The following is an 18,876-nucleotide window of genomic DNA, read 5'->3' as shown; positions in this document are numbered from 1 at the left end:
ACGGGGCACGCCCGGCGGGCCCCGGAAGCGCAGAACCCTACGGGCTGCGCGCGCGGCGGGCCTAGGTCTGGGCCAGTTCGCGCACGGTGGCCATGTCGCTGAAGGGGAGCAGCTCCTCGCCGACGATCTGGTGCGGTTCGCTGCCCTTGCCGGCGATCAGGACCGTGTCGTCGGGGCCCGCCGCGGACAGGGCGAAGGCGATCGCCCGGCGGCGGTCGGCGTAGCGCCGGAAGGAGGTGCCGGTGGCCGTGAGTCCGTGGGAGACCTGGTCCAGGATGGCCTCGGGGTCCTCGTTGCGGGGGTTGTCCGAGGTCAGGACACAGAGGTCGGAATGGGTCCCGGCGATCTGGCCCATCTCGGCCCGTTTGGTGGTGTCGCGGTCCCCGCCGCAGCCGAAGACCGTGATCACCCGGCCACGGGCGAAGCCCCGGATGGTGGTCAGGACCTTCTCCAGGGAGTCCGGCGAGTGGGCGTAGTCCACGATCACGGAGGTGCCCAGCGGGGTCCGGAAGCGTTCCAGCCGGCCCGGGACCGGCGGCATCCGGTCGAGCGCGTCGACCAGGGGGCCCAGCTCGTGCCCCAGCAGGTGGCAGGCCGCCACCGTGGCCAGCGCGTTGGCCACCGAGAACCGGCCGGGGACGGGGATCGAGGCCGGGTAGGCGCGTCCGGCGTGGTGGAGGGTGAACCGCGTGCCCGAGGCACTCACCTCGAGGTCGGTGGCCCGGTAGTCGGCCGGGCGGTCCAGGGCGTACGTGGTCACCGCACCCGGCATCATCGACACGATGGACGCGCCCACCGGATCGTCGGCGTTGACCACCGCACGCCGGCACAGGCCCTGGAAGAGCCGCAGCTTGGCGTCCCGGTAGTCCGCCATCGTCCCGTGATCGTCCAGATGGTCCTGCGTGAGGTTGGTGAAGACCCCGACGTCGATGAACGTACGGTCCACCCGGTGCGTCAGCAGCGCCATCGAGGTGGCCTCCAGCACCACGCCGGTGGCCCCGCGGTCGCGCATGTACCCCAACAGGTACTGCAGGTCGGGAGATTCCGGCGTGGTCAGCACCGAGGGCGGCATGGGGATCGGCTCATCGCCGATCCTGCTGCCGGCCGTTCCGATCACCCCCACCCTGGCGCCCTCGGCGATCCGCAGGACGGACTCGACCATGTACGAGACGGAGGTCTTCCCGTTGGTGCCGGTGATCGCCACCATGTCCATCTGGCTTCCGGGCTCGCCGAAGTAGCGGGAGGTCACCACCGCGGCGGCCGTCCGCGTGTCGGGGACCCGGACGGCACAGGTGCCCGGGGGCCATACCGCGGCCGGCAGGGCGGTCTCGCTGCCGTCGACGAGTACGGCGGCGGCGCCCCGGGCCAGGGCGGGCGGGACGGAGGCGGGGCCGCCCTCCCGGTGTCCGGGTACGGCGATGAAGAGCGAGCCCGGCATCACCCGGTCGGCGTCGAAGGTGGTTCCCGCGGTGATCAGCGTCGTGTCCGGATCACCCTGGAGGACGTGGTGCTCCTGCCCGGCCAGCAATTCGCTCAGCTTCACAATGATCCCTTCGAGGGGGCTCGGGCCCGGGCGTGCGGCCGTAGCCAGGCGGCAGCGCCGGCGGCATGCCGGGAAGCTGCTGTGGTGATGTGGAGCGGAGGAAACGGAGGCGCGAAGCGCTAGCCGTGGCCGTGCAGGGCCGTACGGCGCGTCTTGGGCGCTACGGCGAGGACCTCGCGGGCCGGGTCGACGACGGTCGCGACCCCGGCGGCCGGGCGCATCCCGAAGGCGGCCTGCTGCAGGCACTGCCTCGAGGAACGTGTGCGACCCATGGGCCGAGTGTACGGCCCACCCGACGGCCCGCCGTCCGGGTCACATGGGACGGCGATCGCGATGGTGTACGCCGATCCGGTCAGGGCATACAGCCGCCCATCCGCTCGGCCGCACCCGGTTTCCGCTCCCGCGGATCGATGTCGTGCCGTGGGAGACCCGTCTCCGGCTCACGGCACCGCGAACCAGCAGACATCACCCGAGTCGGGCAATCGGGAATGCGGCTCGACCTCCGCGGCGATCCGGGTCAAGGCCTCGGCTTTGTCCGCCCTCCACGGCAGGAACGGCTCTCTTGCCGACTCCGTCAGATCGCCCGGTCGCGCTCCGGCGTCATGCAGATCGCCGACGATCCGCAGGAGCAGCCCCAGTTGCACCTCGAATGAAGCGCCGCGCCCGAGGAGACCGCCCACCGCCCCGCTGACGACAGAGAACCCGAGCCAGTCGTCGTGCGCGTACCGGATCAGATATTCGAGCGCTCGGCGATACGCTTCCTGGTTCACCATGGCTCAGTCCCCATGCTGCGGAATGTGGAATCGCTTCCTATCGAGGCCGTCCACATCATGTAGTCGATGGTCGCTCCACCGGATCTACCGAACGGGCGATAGGTCACGGTCGCCTTCGGGTCGTCCGACAGCTGCCACACCTCGATGTCATAGGCGTAACCCTCTTTTACCGGGGCATCCGCCACCTGCGAGGCGACCGGATCGGCCGGATGGAACGTCGCGGCGCCGGCTATCGGGAAGCGGTCACTTGCGCGGCGATCCCGGCAAGTAGGCAGTCGAGTCCGAACTCGAATTGACGGTCGGCATCGAGGTCTTCCGCCTCGATCACCGAGCGGGAGAAGTGCGGGTACACGCCGCTGTTGACGATGTCGCGCACGTACGGACCGACGCTCGCCCGCCACTGCTCCTCGGTCAGACCGGTGCGACGCTGCGCGTCCTGTTCGGCGAGCTGGTCCGCCACCGCACCGAGAACGTAGTGGTGCAGCGAGCGGATGAGCGTGATGGCGAGAGAGGCGTCGGCGGTCAGCGAGCCGGCGGCGGCCAGCGCGAAGTCCACCCGGCGCAGGGAGTTCGGCCCGAGCGCCAGGCGGGACATCAGCGCGCTGCCGAGCCAGGGGTGCCGCAACAGGTCGGCGCGCATCAGGCGGGCGACGCCGCCCAGGTCGGCGCGCCAGTCGCCGGTCGGCGGCTGCGCCGGGTGCTCCCCGCGGACCGCGTCGACCATGAGGTCCAAGAGCTCGTCCCGGCCGGCGACATGGCGGTAGAGCGACGTCGTCCCGGAGCCGAGGTCCGCGGCGAGCCGGCGCATGGACAGGGCCTCCAGGCCCTCGGCATCGGCGATGCCGACGGCCACCGAAACGATCCGGTCGACGCTGAGGCTCTGGCGGCGCGGAGCGCGCGGCTCCCGTGCCCAGACCAGTGCGGGGGGCGGTTCCTCGGACATCGCGACAACTCCTCGAATCATTTCGGTGGGCACATCGTACTCCCATGGATACAGTGTTCCCAGAAACCGGGAACAGTGTTCCCATCTTGGAACTGAGGAGGAATCGTCATGCACGATGCCCGCGTACAGGTCCTGGTCGCCGGCGCCGGCACGGTCGGCCTGGCCGCCGCGCTGTTCCTCGCCCGCCACGGGGTCGACGTTCTGGCAGTGGAACGTCAGCCCGGACTCTCGGAGCACCCCAGGGCCACCGGTGTCGGTCCGCGCACCCTGGAGATCCTCCGCGAGGCGGGCCTGGCCGAGGCGATCGACGAAGTGGCCGTCGACATGGCCAAGGGCAGCCTGGGCAAGATCGAAGGCGAGACCCTCGCAAGCGCCGACGCACTCACCCGTCCCGCCCCGCCGACCCGCCGGGCCCCCGTGCCGGGCGCACGGCGGACGGTCGAGCCGCCGCAGGAGATCGGCCCCGGCAGGATCCGCGGCACCTGCCCGCAGAACCGGCTGGACGCGGTGCTGCTGCCGGCCGCCCGCCGGCACGGCGCCACCGTGCTGTACGGAACCGAGCTGGTCTCGTTCAGCCAGGACGACGAAGGCGTCACAGCGATCCTCGACGGCCCGGACGGCAGGCGATCGGTGCGAGCGGACTACCTGGTCGCCGCGGACGGCGTGAAGAGCCCGGCCCGGGCCGCACTCGGGATTCCCACCACGGGCCCCGGCCCGCTCGACGGGCCGAAAGTGAACATCCTGTTCCGCGCCGATCTCAGCAGCCTGACCAGGGGACACTCCTTCGTCGCCTGCGAGATCACCCGCCCGGACTTCCACGGCATGCTGATGACGATCGACGGCGATCGGGAGTGGGTCCTCCACTTCGGCTACGACCCGGACGCCGGGGAGTCGGCGCGGGACTTCACTCCCGAGCGCTGTCGCGAACTGGTCCACTCGGCCCTCGGCAGCCCGGCCCCGGAGGTGGAGATCGTCTCCGTCCTGCCGTGGCGGATCCGTGCGTCGGTCGCCTCCCGCTTCTCGGACGGACGGGTGTTCCTCGCCGGTGACGCCGCACACGCCGTACCGCCTCTGGGCGCGTTCGGCATGAACACCGGGATCGCCGACGCCCACAACCTGGCATGGAAATTGGCGCTGGTTCTACGCGATCAGGCCGCGCCGGACCTTCTGGACACCTACGATGCCGAGCGGCGCCCGGTCGGAGCGCTCGCCGTCGAGCAGGCCCGGCTCCGGCTGGCCGACCCTCGCCTGCACTGGGACGCGAGCCCGGCTCTGGCCGCCGAGCGAGCCCGAGCGGGTGTCGTCAATTCGCCGGTCGTGCACCTGGGTTACCGGTACGACTCGACGGCGATCATCGACCCTGTCGCCGACCTGCCGTCACGCGAGGACATCACCCTCGACCTGGACGGCGCACCGGGCTCCAGGGTGCCGCATCTGTGGGTGACCCGGGACGGCGCCAAGATCTCGACGCTGGACCTCGTGCGGTCGCGCTTCACGGTGCTCGCCGGACCGCGTGGCGCCGCGTGGATCCAGGCAGCCACCGGGGCTGCCGACCGGCTCGGACTGGAGCTGGGCGCCGAACTGATCACAGCGGACCCGGAGGCCGGCCGGGACGCCGTCCTGGACCCCGAGGGCCAGTGGCCTGCCGCCGCCGGGATCGTCCCTGGCGGCGCGCTTCTGATCCGCCCCGACGGATTCGTCGCCTGGCGGGCCGCCGACCCGGCACACCCACAGCGCGACCTGGAGCAGGCGCTGATCCAACTGCTGGGCCTGGAGACCGAAGCGACCTCCGCTCCGCCGCGCACGGGAGCCGATCAGCACGCCACCGCCGCGGTCGACGTCAGGCGTGGTTGACCGGGAGGACGTCCGGGGAGAGGGCGCCGGCCTGGGCCGCGGCCGAGGTCATGCGGCGGCGGTGGTGGCGGCGGCACAGGACCTCGTAGCCGATCTCCTCCGCCGGGCGGTTCACGTCACCGACGACCACCTGGGCGCCTTCCACCACCATCTCCCCGCCCACCGTACGGGCGTTGTGCGTCGCGCGCGCTCCGCACCAGCACAGGGCCTCGACCTGAAGCTGCTCCAGGCGGTCCGCCAGCTCGATCAGCCGCTGCGAGCCGGGGAAGAGCTTCGTGCGGAAGTCCGTCGTGATGCCGAAGGCGAAGACGTCCATGTCGAGGTCGTCGACGATGCGGGCCAACTGGTCGATCTGCTCGGGCGCCAGGAACTGGGCCTCGTCCACGATCACGTAATCGGCCTTGCCGCCCTGGGAGAGCTGAGCCACCAGGTACGCGTACAGGTCCATGCCCTCCGGCGCCTCGATCGCCTCCGTCACCAGGCCGAGCCGGGAGGACAGCTTGCCCTCACCCGCCCGGTCGTCCCGCGTGAAGATCACACCCTGCAGCCCCCGCGCATCGCGGTTGTGCGCGATCTGGAGCGCCAACGTGCTCTTTCCGCAGTCCATCGTTCCGGAGAAGAACACCAGCTCGGGCATGGGAAGTACGGACCTTTCGGGTCGTGGGCAGGTGGTGGGGCGGTGCGTACGGGGTGAGGGGCGAGGGTCAGGTGCGGATTTCGAGCAGCGGGACGAGCTGCTCCGCCGCGGTCATGGAGCCGTGCATTCCGGTGAGGGCGGATTCGTTCGGCTCGTTGCGCGAGGCGGTGATCGCGACATCGGCCTGGGCGGCCGCCACCACGTCGCCGATGCGCCCGAGCACGCGCTCGTCGCACTCCCCCGGCGCGCCGAACCAGCCCAGTTCCAGGGCCTCTTCGCGGCTCGCGACCCAGAACCGGTCGCCGAGCACCTCGCGCCACACGGTCAGTACGTCGGCCTGCGCACCCGGCACCGCGTACACGTGCCGGGCCCGCCCCTCGCCGCCGAGCAGGGCGACGCCGGCGCCGAGCTCCCAGTCCTCGTCGAAGTCGATCCGCGAGTCCTCGTCGAAGGGGACGTCGACCATGCCGTGATCCGCGGTCACGTACAGGGCGGTGCGCGGCGGCAGCTGCTCGGCGAGCCGCTGGACGAGCCGGTCCACGTACATCAGCTGGCCGCGCCAGGCGTCGGAGTCCACGCCGTGCCGGTGGCCGGCCCCGTCGAGTTCGCTGTAGTACGTGTAGACGAGCGAGCGGTCACCGGACGCGAGGCGCTCGGCCGCCAGGTCCATCCGTTCCTCGCCGGTCATCCGGCCGAGGAAGGTGCCGCCGCTCAGCGCGATCTTGGTGAGCGGGGTGGTCTGGAAGGCAGGCGAGGACACCTGGGCGGTCGCCACCCCTGCCTTGTCCGCCTGCTGGAAGACGGTCGGATACGGCTGCCAGGGCTTCGGCGCGGTCCACGGGTACCAGCGGAGCTGGTTCATCAGCTCCCCGGTGGCGGGGTTGCGGACGGCGTAGCCGGGCAGGCCGTGGCGGGCCGGCGGCAGGCCGGTGCCCACCGAGGCGAGCGAGGTGGCGGTGGTCGCCGGGAAGCCCGCGGTGATCGGGCGGCCGGTGCCGCCGCGCGAGCTGCCGAGCAGGGAGGTGAGGTACGGGGCCTCGTCCGGGTGGGCCTTGATCTGCTCCCAGCCCATGCCGTCGACCAGGAACACGCAGTTCCGGTCGGCCGGGGTCAGCTCGGGGATCACGGCGGTGAAACCGGGGACGCCCTGGCCGGCCACGAGCGTGGGCAGCAGGTCGGCGAGCGAACCGGCACCGTACTCCGGGACGGGGGCGCCCGCCAGGTCCAGCAGCTCCGGCTCGGGCCACTCCTGTGCCGCGGAGTACGCCATCAACGGGCGGGGGTGGCGGAGGTCGCCGCTGTGGCTTCGGAGAGTGCCTGCGCGAAGACCAGGGTCTGGCGCACCGCCTCCGGGCCGTCGCCGGCCTCGCTGACCCGCAGGCTGAGGTCGTCGGCGGTGGAGTTGCCGGTGTAGCCGTGGTCGGAGTCGCAGTTCGGGTCGCCGCAGGCGGCCGGCTCCAGGTCGATCCGGGAGACCGCGCCCCAGCCGATGGTCAGGACGACCTCGCGGGGCAGCGTGCCGGGGGTGTAGGACTCCGGGTTGGCGACGACGCGGCTGAGCACCACGGAGGAGATGCTGGACAGCTTGACCGACTCGGTGGAGGTGGTCGCGTACGGGGAGGGGGACCCGGCGTCGGCGGCCTGCTCGTCGGTGTGGCTGACGATGAAGCGGTTGCCCGTCAGCACCAGCACGGTGACGTGACGGCGCACCTCGTTGGAGTCGAAGGTCGTCTCCTGGTGGACCAGGTACGACGAAATCGGCTCGCCGCCCACCGCGGCCTCCACGGCCTCGGCCACGAGGGCCGGGTAGTAGCCGCTGCGCTCGATCGCCGTGCGCAGCCCCTGGGTCGTCGTACCGGATTTCGCCATGAGGTCCATCCTAAGGCCCGTGCGGGGCCCTCAGGCCGCGCCGTACCCGGTCAGTAACTGGGGAGGGTCCGCGGGCCGAGATCGCCGCGGGCCGGCGGGTGGGCCAGGCGGACGGTGGCGCTGAGTACGGATACGCCCTCGGCGGCGACCACGACGGGCTCCAGCGAGACGTCGATCACCTCGGGGTGGTCGTCCACGAGGCGGGAAAGCCTCAGCAGCAGTGCCTCCAGGGCGGGGGTGTCCACGGGGTCGCTGCCCCGCCAGCCGAACAGGAGGGGCGCGGTCCGGATGGACCGGATCAGTCCGGCGGCGTCCCGGTCGGTGGCCGGGACGAGCCGGTGCGCGGTGTCGCCGAGCAGCTCGGAGGCGACGCCGGCGAGCCCGAAGGAGAGGACGGCGCCCGCGGCGGGGTCGATGACGGAGCGGACGACGGTGTCTACCCCGCGCGGCACCATGGCCTGCACCACGGGCTGGAGCTCGGCCGGCTTGCCCAGCGCGTCGGTGAGCTCCTCGTACGAGCGCCGCAGCTCGACCTCGTTCGTGAGGTCGAGACGTACGCCGCCCAGGTCCGCGCGGTGGCGCAGGTGCGGGGCGGTGGTCTTGAGCGCCACCGGGTATCCCAGCACCCCGGCGGCGCGGACCGCCGCGTCGGCGCTCGGCGCGGGCAGGGTGGGCAGGACCCGGATCCCGTAGGCCGCGAGCAGCTCGCGGGCGTCCCGGTCGGTCAGCGTCAGCACGGCGCCGGGGTCGACGTCGGTCAGCAGCCCGGCCAGCCGCTCCGCGGTCCCGGCCTCGTCGATGTCCTCGTACTCGGGGACCCGCCCGTCGTCTTCGGCGGTGGCCCGGCGCCACTGCCCGTACCGGACGGCCTCGGCGACCGCCTTGACCGCGCGTTCGGCGGCGGGGTAGCTGGGGATGCTGTCCCCGGCCGCGGACAGCGGCCCGGCCGGGGCCTGGGGCGCCTGGTCCGCCACGGGGCCCCAGCTCCGCGGCGACGTGGTGTGCGGGACGCCGCGCACGGCGGACAGGGCCTCGGCGAGCTCGCCGAGCTCGACGTGCACCACCGCGACCGGCTTGCCCGGGTACGCGGCCACCGCTTCGCGCAGGGCGCCGGCCAGGTCGTCCTCCGGTGCGTCCTCGCTCACCCACGGGATGGCCGTGACCACCACCGCGTCGCAGTCCTCGGAGCGGAGCGCGTCGGTCAGGGCGGTGCGGAAGTCCGCCGGTGCGGCCGCCGTCGTCAGGTCCAGCGGTGGCAGGGGGCTCAGGCCCTGGGTGAGGCAGGCGTCGTAGGTGAGGATCCCGAGGGATTCGGAGTTGCCGAGGATCGCGATGCGGGGCCCGGCGGGCAGCGGCTGCGCCGCCAGCAGGAGGCCGACGTCCACCAGCTCGGTGACCGTGTCGACGCGGATGACGCCGGCCTGGCGCAGCAGGGCGGAGACGGTGGCCTCCGGCAGCCGGGTGTCGGGGACCACGTGTCCGGCCGGGCTGTGCCGGCCGCCCTTGGCGACGACCACCGGCTTGACGGCCGCCGTGCGGCGGGCGAGCCGGGTGAACTTCCGCGGGTTGCCCAGGGTTTCGAGGTAGAGCAGGGCGACGTCGGTCGCCTCGTCGTCGTACCAGTACTGGAGGATGTCGTTCCCGGACACGTCGGCGCGGTTGCCCGCGGAGACGAAGGAGGACAGGCCCTCGCCGCGTCGGAGCAGCGCGGAGAGCAGGGCGATGCCGATCGCCCCGGACTGCGTGAACAGGCCGATCCGGCCGCGCGTCGGCATCGGTGCGGGCGTGAGGGAGGCGTTGAGTTCCACCTCGGGCGCGGTGTTGATCACCCCGTAGGCGTTCGGCCCGATCAGCCGCATCCCGTACGAGCGCACCTGCCGCACCAGTTCGCGCTGGCGGGCGAGTCCGGCCGGGCCGCTCTCCCCGTATCCGGCGGACAGGACGACGAGCCCCTGCACCCCGTGCTCGCCGCAGGCCGCCACCGCGTCCGGGACCCGGTCGGCCGGGACCGCGATCACCGCGAGGTCGACCGGGGCGCCGATGGCCTCGATGGTGCGGTAGGCCCGCACTCCGTCGAGGAGGTCGCGGGTGACGGCCTCGTTGACCGCGTAGAGGTGGCCGTGGAAGCCGCTGTCGCGCAGGTTGCGCAGTGCCGCCGCGCCCACGCCCCCGCCGGAGCGGCTGACTCCGACGACGGCCACCGAACCGGGGGCCAGCAGCCGCTGCACCGAGTGGGCCTCGGCGCGCTGTTCGCGGGCGCGCTGCACGGCGAGGGACTCGGCGGTGGGTTCGAGGTCGAGGGTGAGGTGGACGGAGCCGTCCTCGAAGCTGCGCTTCTGCTGGTAGCCGGCGTCCGTGAAGACTTTGATCATCTTGGTGTTGGCGGGCAGCACCTCGGCGGCGAACCGCCGGATGCCGCGCTCCCGGGCCACCGCGCCGATGTGTTCGAGGAGCGTGGAGGCGACCCCGCGGCCCTGGTGGGCGTCCTGGACGAGGAAGGCGACCTCGGCCTCGTCGGCGGGTCCGGAGGCGGGCCGGCCGGCGGCGTCGATGCGGTCGTAGCGGACGGTGGCGATGAACTCCCCGCCGATGGTCGCGGCGAGGCCGACCCGGTCCACGTAGTCGTGGTGCGTGAAGCGGTGCACGTCGCGGTCGGAGAGCCGGGGGTAGGGGGCGAAGAACCGGTAGTACTTCGACTCGTCCGAGACCTGCTCGTAGAAGCTGACGAGCCGGCCCGCGTCTTCGGTGGTGATGGGCCGGATCCGGGCCGTGCCGCCGTCGCGGAGGACGACATCGGCTTCCCAGTGGGCCGGGTAGGAGGGGTCCGACTCGATGGTCATGGGCCTACCTTACGGCCGGATCGGGCCGTGGAGCCCTCGCGCGGCGGATGAGGCAGGACGGTACATATCAGGGCAAGCTGGGGAAGGTCGAACGGCGGAAAATTCAGGCCGATGGTAGGCCCGAGCATTCCGGGCGTCGTGAGAGACTGGTCTAGACAACCGTAAGAACCTGAAGGGCATCACCATGGCAGAGCGCCGCGTCAACGTCGGCTGGGCCGAGGGCCTGCACGCTCGTCCCGCCTCGATCTTCGTCCGCGCGACGACCGCTTCCGGCGTCCCGGTGACCATCGCGAAGTCCGGCGGCGACCCCGTCAACGCCGCCTCCATGCTGGCGGTCCTGGGCCTGGGCGCCCAGGGCGGCGAGGAGATCGTCCTCGCCTCCGAGGCCGAGGGTGCGGACGCCGCGCTCGACCGCCTCGCGAAGCTGGTCGCCGAGGGTCTCGAGGAGCTCCCCGAGACCGTCTGACCCTTCGGGTTCGACTCCACGCGCGAAGCCGCGGCCCCCGTGATCCGGGGGTCGCGGCTTCGTCGTTCCGTCCACGGGGCCCCGCCGCGTGACGAGAAGCCGGGCGGGGCCGCCCGACGCGGTCACCCCGCGGAGCGTCGGATCCCCGGCGGACCCGAGGGCGGCGAATGCCGAGAAGATCCCGCGCGACGAAGAAAAGACCCCGCCCCGATCCGGCGCACGCCGAATTAATCCTCTCCGGAATTGCGCACGACACCTCGGGCCGATTCGAAAGGGATCGGCCACCGCGCAGCGAATTCACGCGATCCCACCCTTTGTATACGGCTCCTGTTAATGCCGACCACTCGACATGTTTACGGCAGGTTGCGAAGTGCTCACCGCCGGGCGGAGCCGCAGCCGGTGCGCCCCCGCCGCCCGGTCGGCGTGGATCGCGGTCAGCGCCCGCGCCCGTTCGGCGTCGCCGCGCGCCACCGCGTCCACGACCGCCCCGTGCTCCGCCCAGGACTCCACGGGCCGGGCCGGCGCCTCCACCACGTACATCCACGCGATCTTGTGCCGCATCTGCGTGAGCAGCGAGATCAGCCCGGGGCTGCCGGAGGCCTGGGCGAGCGTCTCGTGGAACCAGCCGCCCAGGGACCGCAGATCCTCCCCCTGGCCCCGCCTGGCTCGCTCCTGCCCCAGTCTGACCAGTCCGCGCAGCACCTTGAGGTGCGCGTCGGTGCGCCGCCGGGCGGCCCGCGCGGCGGCCAGCGGCTCCAGGAGCATCCGCAGCTCCAGCAGGTCCGCGGCCTCCTGCTCGGTCGGCTCGGCCACGCACGCCCCCGCGTGGCGCCGCGTGGTCACGAACCCCTCGGACTCCAGGGTCCGCAGGGCCTCACGCACCGGGACGCGCGAGACCCCGTACCGGCGGGCCAGCACCTCCTCGGTCAACCGGCCGCCCGGCTCGAACACCCCGGAGACGATGTCGTCGCGGATTGCTGTGCATACCGCGTGCGCAGGAATACGCAAGACCGAACCTCCGCCTATTTCCGACTGCCAGCGTCATTGCACGCACATGCGCGTGCTGCGACTCTATTGCAACACACGATAATTTCCGAGAGCGGCCGGAAATACGAAACATTTGCGCGAAGGCGCAACATACAAAGACCCCGGCTCGGAGAGCCATGGTCCTCGGTGAAGCGGTGCGATGCGTGAGGCGCGAGGTCAGAGGCTGACGCCGTGCGAGCGCAGGTACGCGATCGGGTCGATGTCCGAGCCGTACTGCGAGCCGGTGCGGGCCTCGAAGTGCAGGTGCGGGCCGCTGGAGTTGCCGGTGGAGCCCGACAGGCCGATCTGCTGACCCGGGGTGACCTGCTCGCCGACGGAGACGTTCAGCGAGGTCATGTGACCGTACTGGGTGTAGGTGCCGTCGTTGTGCTTGATGACGACGTTGTTGCCGTACGCGCCACCCCAGCCGGCCTCGACGACGGTACCCAGGCCCACCGCGTGGACCGAGGTGCCGGAGGCGGCGTGGAAGTCGATGCCCGTGTGGCTGCCGGAGGACCACATGCCGCCGCCCGCGTGGTACTGCGTGCTGACGTACGAGCCGTCCACCGGGGCGACGAAGGTGTTGAGGCGCTTGCGCTCCTCCTCGCGGGCGGCGCGCTCGGCGGCCTCGCGCTCGGCCTTCGCCTTGGCCTCGGCCATGCGCTTGGCCTCGGCGGCCCGCTGCTTCGCGTCGGCCTCGGCCTGCGCCTTGACGGCGTCCTGCTCGGCGACGCGGTGCTGGGACTCGGCCTGGTCGGCGATGTCACCCGCAAGGTCCTCGGCGACGACGACGGCACCGAGGCCGTTGTCCTGGCCGATGGTGCTGCTGTGGTTGTCCGCGGCGAAGGCCGGGGCGGCGAGGGAGCCGACGACACCCGTGGTGGCGATCGCGGCGATACCGGCGTAACCGGCGGTCTTCTTGCTCAGACGGCTGGAGCCACGGTGCTTACCGGTACCAGCGGGACGACTGCCAAACGCCATGAAGGGTTTGATCCTTTCCTTCCTTCTCGCCTACCGGGTTAGCTGACGGGTTCGGAGCAGGAAGGTCTCCTACGGGCCTCCTCTTGCGAGGGGGTCCGATTCACCCCAGGGACTCATGTGGGTCCCCGGCTCCCCAGGCTCGCGCCTGACGGGGACTCGGCGATCGCTGTCCGGTGCCGCGGGTGCGGCGGGCACAACTGACGAACAGCACGGCCGACGCTAGGCGGATCATCAGTCAATCGCCAAACAGACACGGCTTTTTGTTGCGTACGCCACACCGCATACAAGCAACCTCACCACTAAACGGACAAAAGGGGTTCTGGTGACCAAGTCACCAGAACCCCTTGCCGAAACCCTCGGCCGGCCCCCAATGGGCCGTCATCCGACCGTCAGTTGGAAACGACCGTGACCTCGCCGATGCCAAGGGCCCGCACGGGCTCCTCGATCAGCGCCGCGTCGCCCACGAGGACGGTGACCAGCCGGTCCGCGGGGAAGGCCTTGACGACCGCCGTGGTGGCCTCCACCGTGCCCGTCTCGGCGAGCTGGGCGTACAACTGCGCCTGGTAGTCGTCCGGCAGTTCCTGCTCGACCTGGTCGGCGAGGGTGCCCGCGACCGAGGCGGCCGTCTCGAACTTCAGCGGGGCCACGCCCACCAAGTTCTGCACGGCGACATCGCGTTCGGCGTCGGTCAGACCGCCCTCGGCGAGGGTGCGCAGCACCTTCCAGAGGTCCTCCAGCGCCGGTCCGGTGTTCGGGGTGTCCACCGAGCCGCTGATGGCGAGCATCGAGGCGCCCTTGCCGTCCGCGGTGGAGCGCAGCACCTGGCCGAAGGCGCGCACGCCGTAGGTGTACCCCTTCTCCTCGCGCAGCACCTTGTCCAGGCGCGAGGTGAGGGTGCCGCCCAGGCAGTACGTGCCCAGCACCTGGGCCGCCCACACCCGGTCGTGGCGGTCCGCCCCGATCCGGCCGATCAGCAGCTGCGTCTGGACCGCGCCGGGCCGGTCCACGATGACCACGCGTCCGGTGTCGTCGGCGGTCACCGGCGGCACCGGGAGGGCGGCGGCGGTGTTGCCCGTCCAGGTGCCCAGGGTGTCCGCGAGCACGGCGTCCAGGTCGATGCCGGTCAGGTCGCCGACGACCACCGCGGTGGCGGTGGCGGGGCGTACGTGGGCCTCGTAGAAGGCGCGTACGGCGGCGGAGTCGATCCGGGCGACCGTCTCCTCGGTGCCCTGGCGCGGCCGGGACATCCGCAGGGTGGCCGGGAAGAGTTCCTTGGAGAGCTGCTTGGCGGCGCGGCGCTGCGGGCTGGCCAGCTCGTGCGGGATCTCGTCGAGCCGGTTGCGCACCAGCCGGTCGACCTCGGCGTCGGCGAAGGCCGGGGCGCGCAGCGCCTCGGCGAGCAGGCCGAGCGCCTTGGGCAGCCGGGAGGCCGGGACCTCCAGCGAGACCCGCAGGCCCGGGTGGTCGGCGTGCGCGTCCAGGGTGGCGCCGCAGCGCTCCAGCTCGGCCGCGAACTCCTCGGCGGAGTGCTTGTCGGTGCCCTCGGAGAACGCCCGCGCCATGATGGTCGCCACGCCGTCCAGGCCCTCGGGCTCGGCGTCCAGCGGGGCGGCGAGGTTGACCTCGACCGCGACGACCTGCTGGCCCGGCCGGTGGCAGCGCAGCAGGGTCAGCCCGTTGGACAGCTGCCCGCGGTCGGGGGCCGGGAAGGCCCACGGCTGCGGCTCGCCGGCCTGCGGCTGCGGGTGGAAGGTCATCGTGACGGCTGCCGTGTCGCTCACTGCTCCGCCCCCTCGTTCTCGTCGGAGTCGTCGTGCTGGTCGGACTCGTCGGCCGCGAGCGGCTCGTAGACGAGCACCGCGCGGTTGTCCGGGCGCAGTCGGGCCGCGGCCACGGCCTGCACCTCCTCGGCGGTGACGTCGAGGACGCGCCGGACGGCGGTCAGCGCCAGCTGCGGGTCGCCGAACAGCACCGCGAAGCGGCACAGTTCGTCGGCGCGGCCGGCCACCGTGCTCAGCCGGTCCAGCCACTCGCGCTCCAGCTGCGCCTGGGCGCGCTCCATCTCCTCGGCCGTCGGGCCCTCGGCGGCGAACCGCGCGAGCTCCTCGTCCACGGCCGCCTCGATGGCGGGGATCTCGACGCCGCTGGAGGTCTTGACGTCCAGCCAGCCCAGGGAGGGCGCCCCGGCCAGCCGCAGCATGCCGAAGCCGGCCGCGACAGCCGTCTGGTCGCGGCGTACCAGCCGGTTGTGCAGCAGCGAGGACTCGCCGCCGCCCAGGATGGTCAGCGCCACGTCGGCGGCGTCGCACTCCCGGGTGCCGTCGTGCGGCAGCCGGTAGGCGGCCATCAGCGCACGCGCCGGGACCTCCTCGACGATCTCCTCGCGCAGCTGCTCCCCGATGATGTCGGGCAGCGAGCCGTCGCGGGGCGGCTGCTTGCCGTCGTGCGCGGGGATGGTGCCGAAGTACTTCTCGACCCAGGCGAGCGTCTTCTCGGGGTCGATGTCCCCGACGACCGACAGCACCGCGTTGTTGGGCGCGTAGTACGTGCGGAAGAAGGTGCGCGCGTCCTCCAGGGAGGCGGCGTCCAGGTCGGCCATGGAGCCGATGGGGGTGTGGTGGTACGGGTGACCCTCGGGGTAGGCCAGGGCGGTGAGCCGCTCGAAGGCCGTGCCGTACGGGACGTTGTCGTACCGCTGGCGGCGCTCGTTCTTGACGACGTCGCGCTGGTTCTCCATGGACTCGTCGTCCAGGGCGGCCAGCAGGGACCCCATCCGGTCCGCTTCCAGCCAGAGCGCGAGCTCCAGCTGGTGCGTCGGCATCGTCTCGAAGTAGTTGGTGCGCTCGAAGCTGGTGGTGCCGTTGAGGGAACCGCCGGCCCCCTGGACCAGTTCGAAGTGCCCGTTGCCGGGTACGCTCGCCGACCCCTGGAACATCAGGTGCTCGAAGAGGTGAGCCAGGCCGGTGCGTCCCTTGACCTCATGGCGCGAGCCGACGTCGTACCAGAGGCAGACCGCGGCGACCGGGGTCAGGTGGTCCTCGGAGAGCACCACGCGCAGGCCGTTGGCCAGCCGGTGCTCGGTCGCTGTCAGGCCGCCGGAGCCGGCCTGGGCTGTGGCCGTGTGACCCATGGGCATGTGGTCCCTTCGATCGCGATGTAGAGATTTCTTATCGACCTGCCACTGTATGCAAGCGCGCCGACCGCCGGATAAGTTCCCGGGTCACTCCCCCGCACTCCGTCCGAGGGACCCCCGGGGTCGGAGTCGGCGTTGTCGGTGCGTCGGGCCACAATGGTCCGCGTCGTACCCTCGCCGGACACCACAAGACCGCCAGACCCCGCCAGACCCGACCAGACACCCCACCCGACAGCCAGCACACCCCATTTTGGTTAAGGAGCCGCGCAGCGATGGCCCGCCGCAGCACGAAGACCCCGCCGCCGGAGGATTTCGAGGAGAAGATCCTCGACATCGACGTCGTCGACGAAATGCAGGGCTCCTTCCTCGAGTACGCGTACTCGGTGATCTACTCCCGTGCCCTGCCCGACGCCCGGGACGGCATGAAGCCGGTGCACCGACGCATCGTGTACCAGATGAACGAGATGGGCCTGCGTCCCGACCGCGGGTACGTGAAGTGCGCCCGTGTCGTCGGCGAGGTCATGGGCAAGCTCCACCCGCACGGTGACGCGTCCATCTACGACGCCCTCGTGCGCATGGCGCAGCCCTTCTCCATGCGGCTGCCGCTGGTCGACGGCCACGGCAACTTCGGCTCGCTCGGCAACGACGACCCGCCGGCCGCGATGCGTTACACCGAGTGCAAGATGGCCGACGCCACGTCGCTGATGACGGAGTCGATCGACGAGGACACCGTCGACTTCACCGCCAACTACGACGGCCAGGAGCGGGAGCCGGTCGCCCTGCCCGCCGCGTACCCGAACCTCCTGGTCAACGGCGCGTCCGGAATCGCCGTCGGCATGGCCACCAACATGCCCCCGCACAACCTCGGCGAGGTCATCGCGGCCGCCCGCCACCTGATCCGGTACCCGCAGGCGGACCTGGAGGCGCTGATGCGCTTCGTGCCGGGCCCCGACCTGCCCACGGGCGGCCGGATCGTCGGGCTCTCGGGCATCAAGGACGCCTACGAGAACGGGCGCGGCACCTTCAAGATCCGCGCGACGGTGACCGTGGAGGACGTGACGGCGCGCCGCAAGGGCCTGGTCGTCACCGAACTGCCCTTCACGGTCGGCCCCGAGAAGGTCATCGCGAAGATCAAGGACCTGGTCGGCTCGAAGAAGCTCCAGGGCATCGCCGACGTCAAGGACCTCACCGACCGCTCGCACGGCCTGCGCCTGGTCATCGAGATCAAGAACGGCTTCCACCCGGAGGCCGTGCTGGAGCAGCTCTACAAGCTGACGCCGATGGAGGAGTCCTTCGGCATCAACAACGTGGCGCTGGTGGACGGGCAGCCCCTGACGCTGGGCCTCAAGGAGCTGCTGGAGGTCTATCTCGACCACCGCTTCGAGGTCGTCCGGCGACGCAGCGAGTTCCGCCGCACCAAGCGCCGCGACCGGCTGCACCTGGTCGAGGGCCTGCTGGTGGCGCTCCTCGACATCGACGAGGTCATCCGGCTCATCCGGGACAGCGACAACTCGGCGCAGGCCAAGACCCGGCTGATCGAGCGGTTCTCGCTGAGCGAGATCCAGACCCAGTACATCCTGGACACCCCGCTGCGCCGGCTCACCCGCTTCGACCGGATCGAGCTGGAGTCCGAGCGCGACCGACTGACCGGCGAGATCGACGAGCTGACCGGGATCCTGGAGTCGGACAGCGAGCTGCGCAAGCTGGTCTCCGCGGAACTGGCGGCCGTCGCGAAGAAGTTCGGCACCGAGCGCCGTACGGTGCTGCTGGAGTCCGCGGGCACCGCGGTGGCGGCCGTTCCGCTGGAGGTCGCGGACGACCCGTGCCGGGTGCTGCTGTCCTCGACGGGCCTGCTGGCGCGTACGGCGAACGGCGAGGCGCTGCCGGAGGAGGAGGGCGGCGCCCGTGCCAAGCACGACCTGATCGTCTCGCAGGTCGCGGCGACGGCCCGGGCCGATGTCGGCGCGGTCACCTCGTACGGGCGGCTGCTGCGGCTGTCGGTGATCGACCTGCCGCAGCTGCCGGACACGCACGCCGCGCCGAACCTGGCGGGCGGCGCCCCGGTCTCGGAGTTCCTCTCCGGGCTGGAGGCGGACGAGAAGGTGGTCTGCCTGACCTCGCTGGACGAGTCCTCGCAGGGCCTCGCGCTGGGCACCGAGCAGGGCGTGGTCAAGCGCGTCGTGCCGGACTACCCGGCGAACAAGGACGAGCTGGAGGTCATCACCCTCAAGGAGGGCGACCGGATCGTCGGCGCGGTCGAGCTGCGCACGGGTGAGGAGGACCTGGTCTTCATCACCGACGACGCCCAGCTGCTGCGTTACCCGGCGGCCCAGGTCCGCCCGCAGGGCCGCCCGGCGGGCGGTATGGCGGGCATCAAGCTCGCCGAGAACGCCAAGGTGATCCACTTCTCGGCCGTGGACCCGGCGCGGGACGCGGTGGTCTTCACGGTGGCGGGCTCGCACGGCACCCTGGACGACTCGGTGACCTCCGGGAAGCTGACCCCCTTCGACCAGTACCCGCGCAAGGGTCGCGCCACGGGTGGCGTGCGCTGCCAGCGGTTCCTGAAGGGCGAGGACGTACTGGTGCTGGCCTGGGCGGGCGGTGCCCCCGTCCGCGCGGCGGCGGCGAACGGAACGCCGGCCGAACTGCCGACCGTGGACCCGCGCCGGGACGGCTCCGGGGCCGCGCTGCCGTCGGTGGTCGCGGCACTGGCGGGGGCCGCGCTGTAGGGCGCGGGAGGGCATTCGGGTGGTACGACCGGGGGGACGTACCACCCGAATGCCGACTAGTGTTTTCCCCGTGGACGCGGTG

Annotated in this window: 15 protein-coding genes and 1 riboswitch; of the genes, 3 read left to right on the top strand and 12 right to left on the bottom strand. The window is 71.8% G+C overall.

The window, feature by feature from the left end; genetic code table 11:
- Nucleotides 1–61: 61 nt before the first annotated feature.
- From AB8A24_RS28540 to AB8A24_RS28525, 4 genes are all read right to left on the bottom strand, one after another.
- Nucleotides 62–1,543 (bottom strand): UDP-N-acetylmuramoyl-L-alanyl-D-glutamate--2,6-diaminopimelate ligase, encoded by a 1,482-nt coding sequence (locus AB8A24_RS28540; RefSeq protein WP_369477973.1) that lies wholly within the window; start codon nucleotides 1,541–1,543, stop codon nucleotides 62–64.
- Nucleotides 1,544–1,662: 119 nt separating this feature from the next.
- A complete protein-coding gene (locus tag AB8A24_RS28535) occupies nucleotides 1,663–1,815 on the bottom strand; it encodes a hypothetical protein (protein ID WP_369477972.1) in 153 nt (50 codons plus the stop codon).
- Between the two features lie 168 nt (nucleotides 1,816–1,983).
- Nucleotides 1,984–2,316, bottom strand: a complete 333-nt coding sequence (locus AB8A24_RS28530; RefSeq protein ID WP_369477971.1) for a hypothetical protein — start codon at nucleotides 2,314–2,316, stop codon at nucleotides 1,984–1,986.
- A gap of 229 nt (nucleotides 2,317–2,545) precedes the next feature.
- On the bottom strand, nucleotides 2,546–3,259 hold the full coding sequence (locus tag AB8A24_RS28525) for a TetR/AcrR family transcriptional regulator C-terminal domain-containing protein (RefSeq protein WP_328961337.1): 714 nt from the start codon (nucleotides 3,257–3,259) through the stop codon (nucleotides 2,546–2,548).
- A gap of 108 nt (nucleotides 3,260–3,367) precedes the next feature.
- On the opposite strand from AB8A24_RS28525, the gene AB8A24_RS28520 reads away from it, so the two are divergent.
- Entirely contained in the window at nucleotides 3,368–5,113 is a 1,746-nt protein-coding gene (locus tag AB8A24_RS28520) for an FAD-dependent monooxygenase (protein ID WP_369477970.1), read from the top strand.
- Here the strand turns inward: AB8A24_RS28520 and AB8A24_RS28515 are convergent.
- From AB8A24_RS28515 to AB8A24_RS28500, 4 genes are all read right to left on the bottom strand, one after another.
- Nucleotides 5,100–5,750 carry a thymidine kinase gene (locus AB8A24_RS28515; RefSeq protein WP_033217496.1) on the bottom strand — a complete coding sequence of 217 codons (651 nt, stop codon included), beginning with the start codon at nucleotides 5,748–5,750 and terminating at the stop codon, nucleotides 5,100–5,102. The two genes, AB8A24_RS28520 and AB8A24_RS28515, sit on opposite strands and share 14 nt — an antisense overlap.
- Nucleotides 5,751–5,817: 67 nt before the next feature.
- Nucleotides 5,818–7,020, bottom strand: a complete 1,203-nt coding sequence (locus tag AB8A24_RS28510; RefSeq protein ID WP_328961340.1) for a nucleotide pyrophosphatase/phosphodiesterase family protein — start codon at nucleotides 7,018–7,020, stop codon at nucleotides 5,818–5,820.
- Entirely contained in the window at nucleotides 7,020–7,619 is a 600-nt protein-coding gene (locus AB8A24_RS28505; protein WP_030713230.1) for a DUF5998 family protein, read from the bottom strand. Before AB8A24_RS28505 ends, AB8A24_RS28510 begins: the two co-directional genes overlap by 1 nt.
- Nucleotides 7,620–7,669: 50 nt before the next feature.
- A complete protein-coding gene (locus AB8A24_RS28500; protein ID WP_369477968.1) occupies nucleotides 7,670–10,459 on the bottom strand; it encodes a GNAT family N-acetyltransferase in 2,790 nt (929 codons plus the stop codon).
- Nucleotides 10,460–10,643: 184 nt separating this feature from the next.
- Between AB8A24_RS28500 and AB8A24_RS28495 the strand changes: the two genes are divergently transcribed.
- Entirely contained in the window at nucleotides 10,644–10,925 is a 282-nt protein-coding gene (locus tag AB8A24_RS28495; RefSeq protein WP_030012489.1) for an HPr family phosphocarrier protein, read from the top strand.
- 330 nt (nucleotides 10,926–11,255) lie between these two features.
- Here AB8A24_RS28495 and AB8A24_RS28490 read toward each other — a convergent pair whose 3' ends face one another.
- The 4 genes from AB8A24_RS28490 to AB8A24_RS28475 all read right to left on the bottom strand — a co-directional run bounded on the left by AB8A24_RS28490 (nucleotide 11,256) and on the right by AB8A24_RS28475 (nucleotide 16,062).
- On the bottom strand, nucleotides 11,256–11,933 hold the full coding sequence (locus tag AB8A24_RS28490) for a GntR family transcriptional regulator (protein ID WP_030713236.1): 678 nt from the start codon (nucleotides 11,931–11,933) through the stop codon (nucleotides 11,256–11,258).
- A 195-nt stretch (nucleotides 11,934–12,128) separates the two neighbouring features.
- Nucleotides 12,129–12,932: a M23 family metallopeptidase gene (locus tag AB8A24_RS28485; protein ID WP_328961342.1), complete on the bottom strand. Its 804-nt coding sequence runs from the start codon at nucleotides 12,930–12,932 to the stop codon at nucleotides 12,129–12,131.
- A 12-nt stretch (nucleotides 12,933–12,944) separates the two neighbouring features.
- Nucleotides 12,945–13,104, bottom strand: a riboswitch (cyclic di-AMP (ydaO/yuaA leader).
- A gap of 217 nt (nucleotides 13,105–13,321) precedes the next feature.
- Nucleotides 13,322–14,689, bottom strand: a complete 1,368-nt coding sequence (locus tag AB8A24_RS28480) for a M16 family metallopeptidase (RefSeq protein ID WP_369477981.1) — start codon at nucleotides 14,687–14,689, stop codon at nucleotides 13,322–13,324.
- Nucleotides 14,690–14,709: 20 nt separating this feature from the next.
- Nucleotides 14,710–16,062 carry a pitrilysin family protein gene (locus tag AB8A24_RS28475; protein WP_328961343.1) on the bottom strand — a complete coding sequence of 451 codons (1,353 nt, stop codon included), beginning with the start codon at nucleotides 16,060–16,062 and terminating at the stop codon, nucleotides 14,710–14,712.
- 275 nt (nucleotides 16,063–16,337) lie between these two features.
- Between AB8A24_RS28475 and AB8A24_RS28470 the strand changes: the two genes are divergently transcribed.
- The gene (locus AB8A24_RS28470) at nucleotides 16,338–18,794 is read left to right on the top strand and encodes a DNA topoisomerase IV subunit A (protein WP_328961344.1); all 2,457 of its coding nucleotides are present in this window, start codon (nucleotides 16,338–16,340) and stop codon (nucleotides 18,792–18,794) included.
- Nucleotides 18,795–18,876 lie beyond the last annotated feature (82 nt).

This window comes from Streptomyces sp. BF23-19 (genome assembly GCF_041106355.1).
Classification (GTDB): Bacteria; Actinomycetota; Actinomycetes; order Streptomycetales; family Streptomycetaceae; genus Streptomyces; species Streptomyces virginiae_A.
The sequence above is the reverse complement of the archived record's forward strand: the minus strand, read 5'-3'. Positions and strand labels throughout refer to the sequence as shown.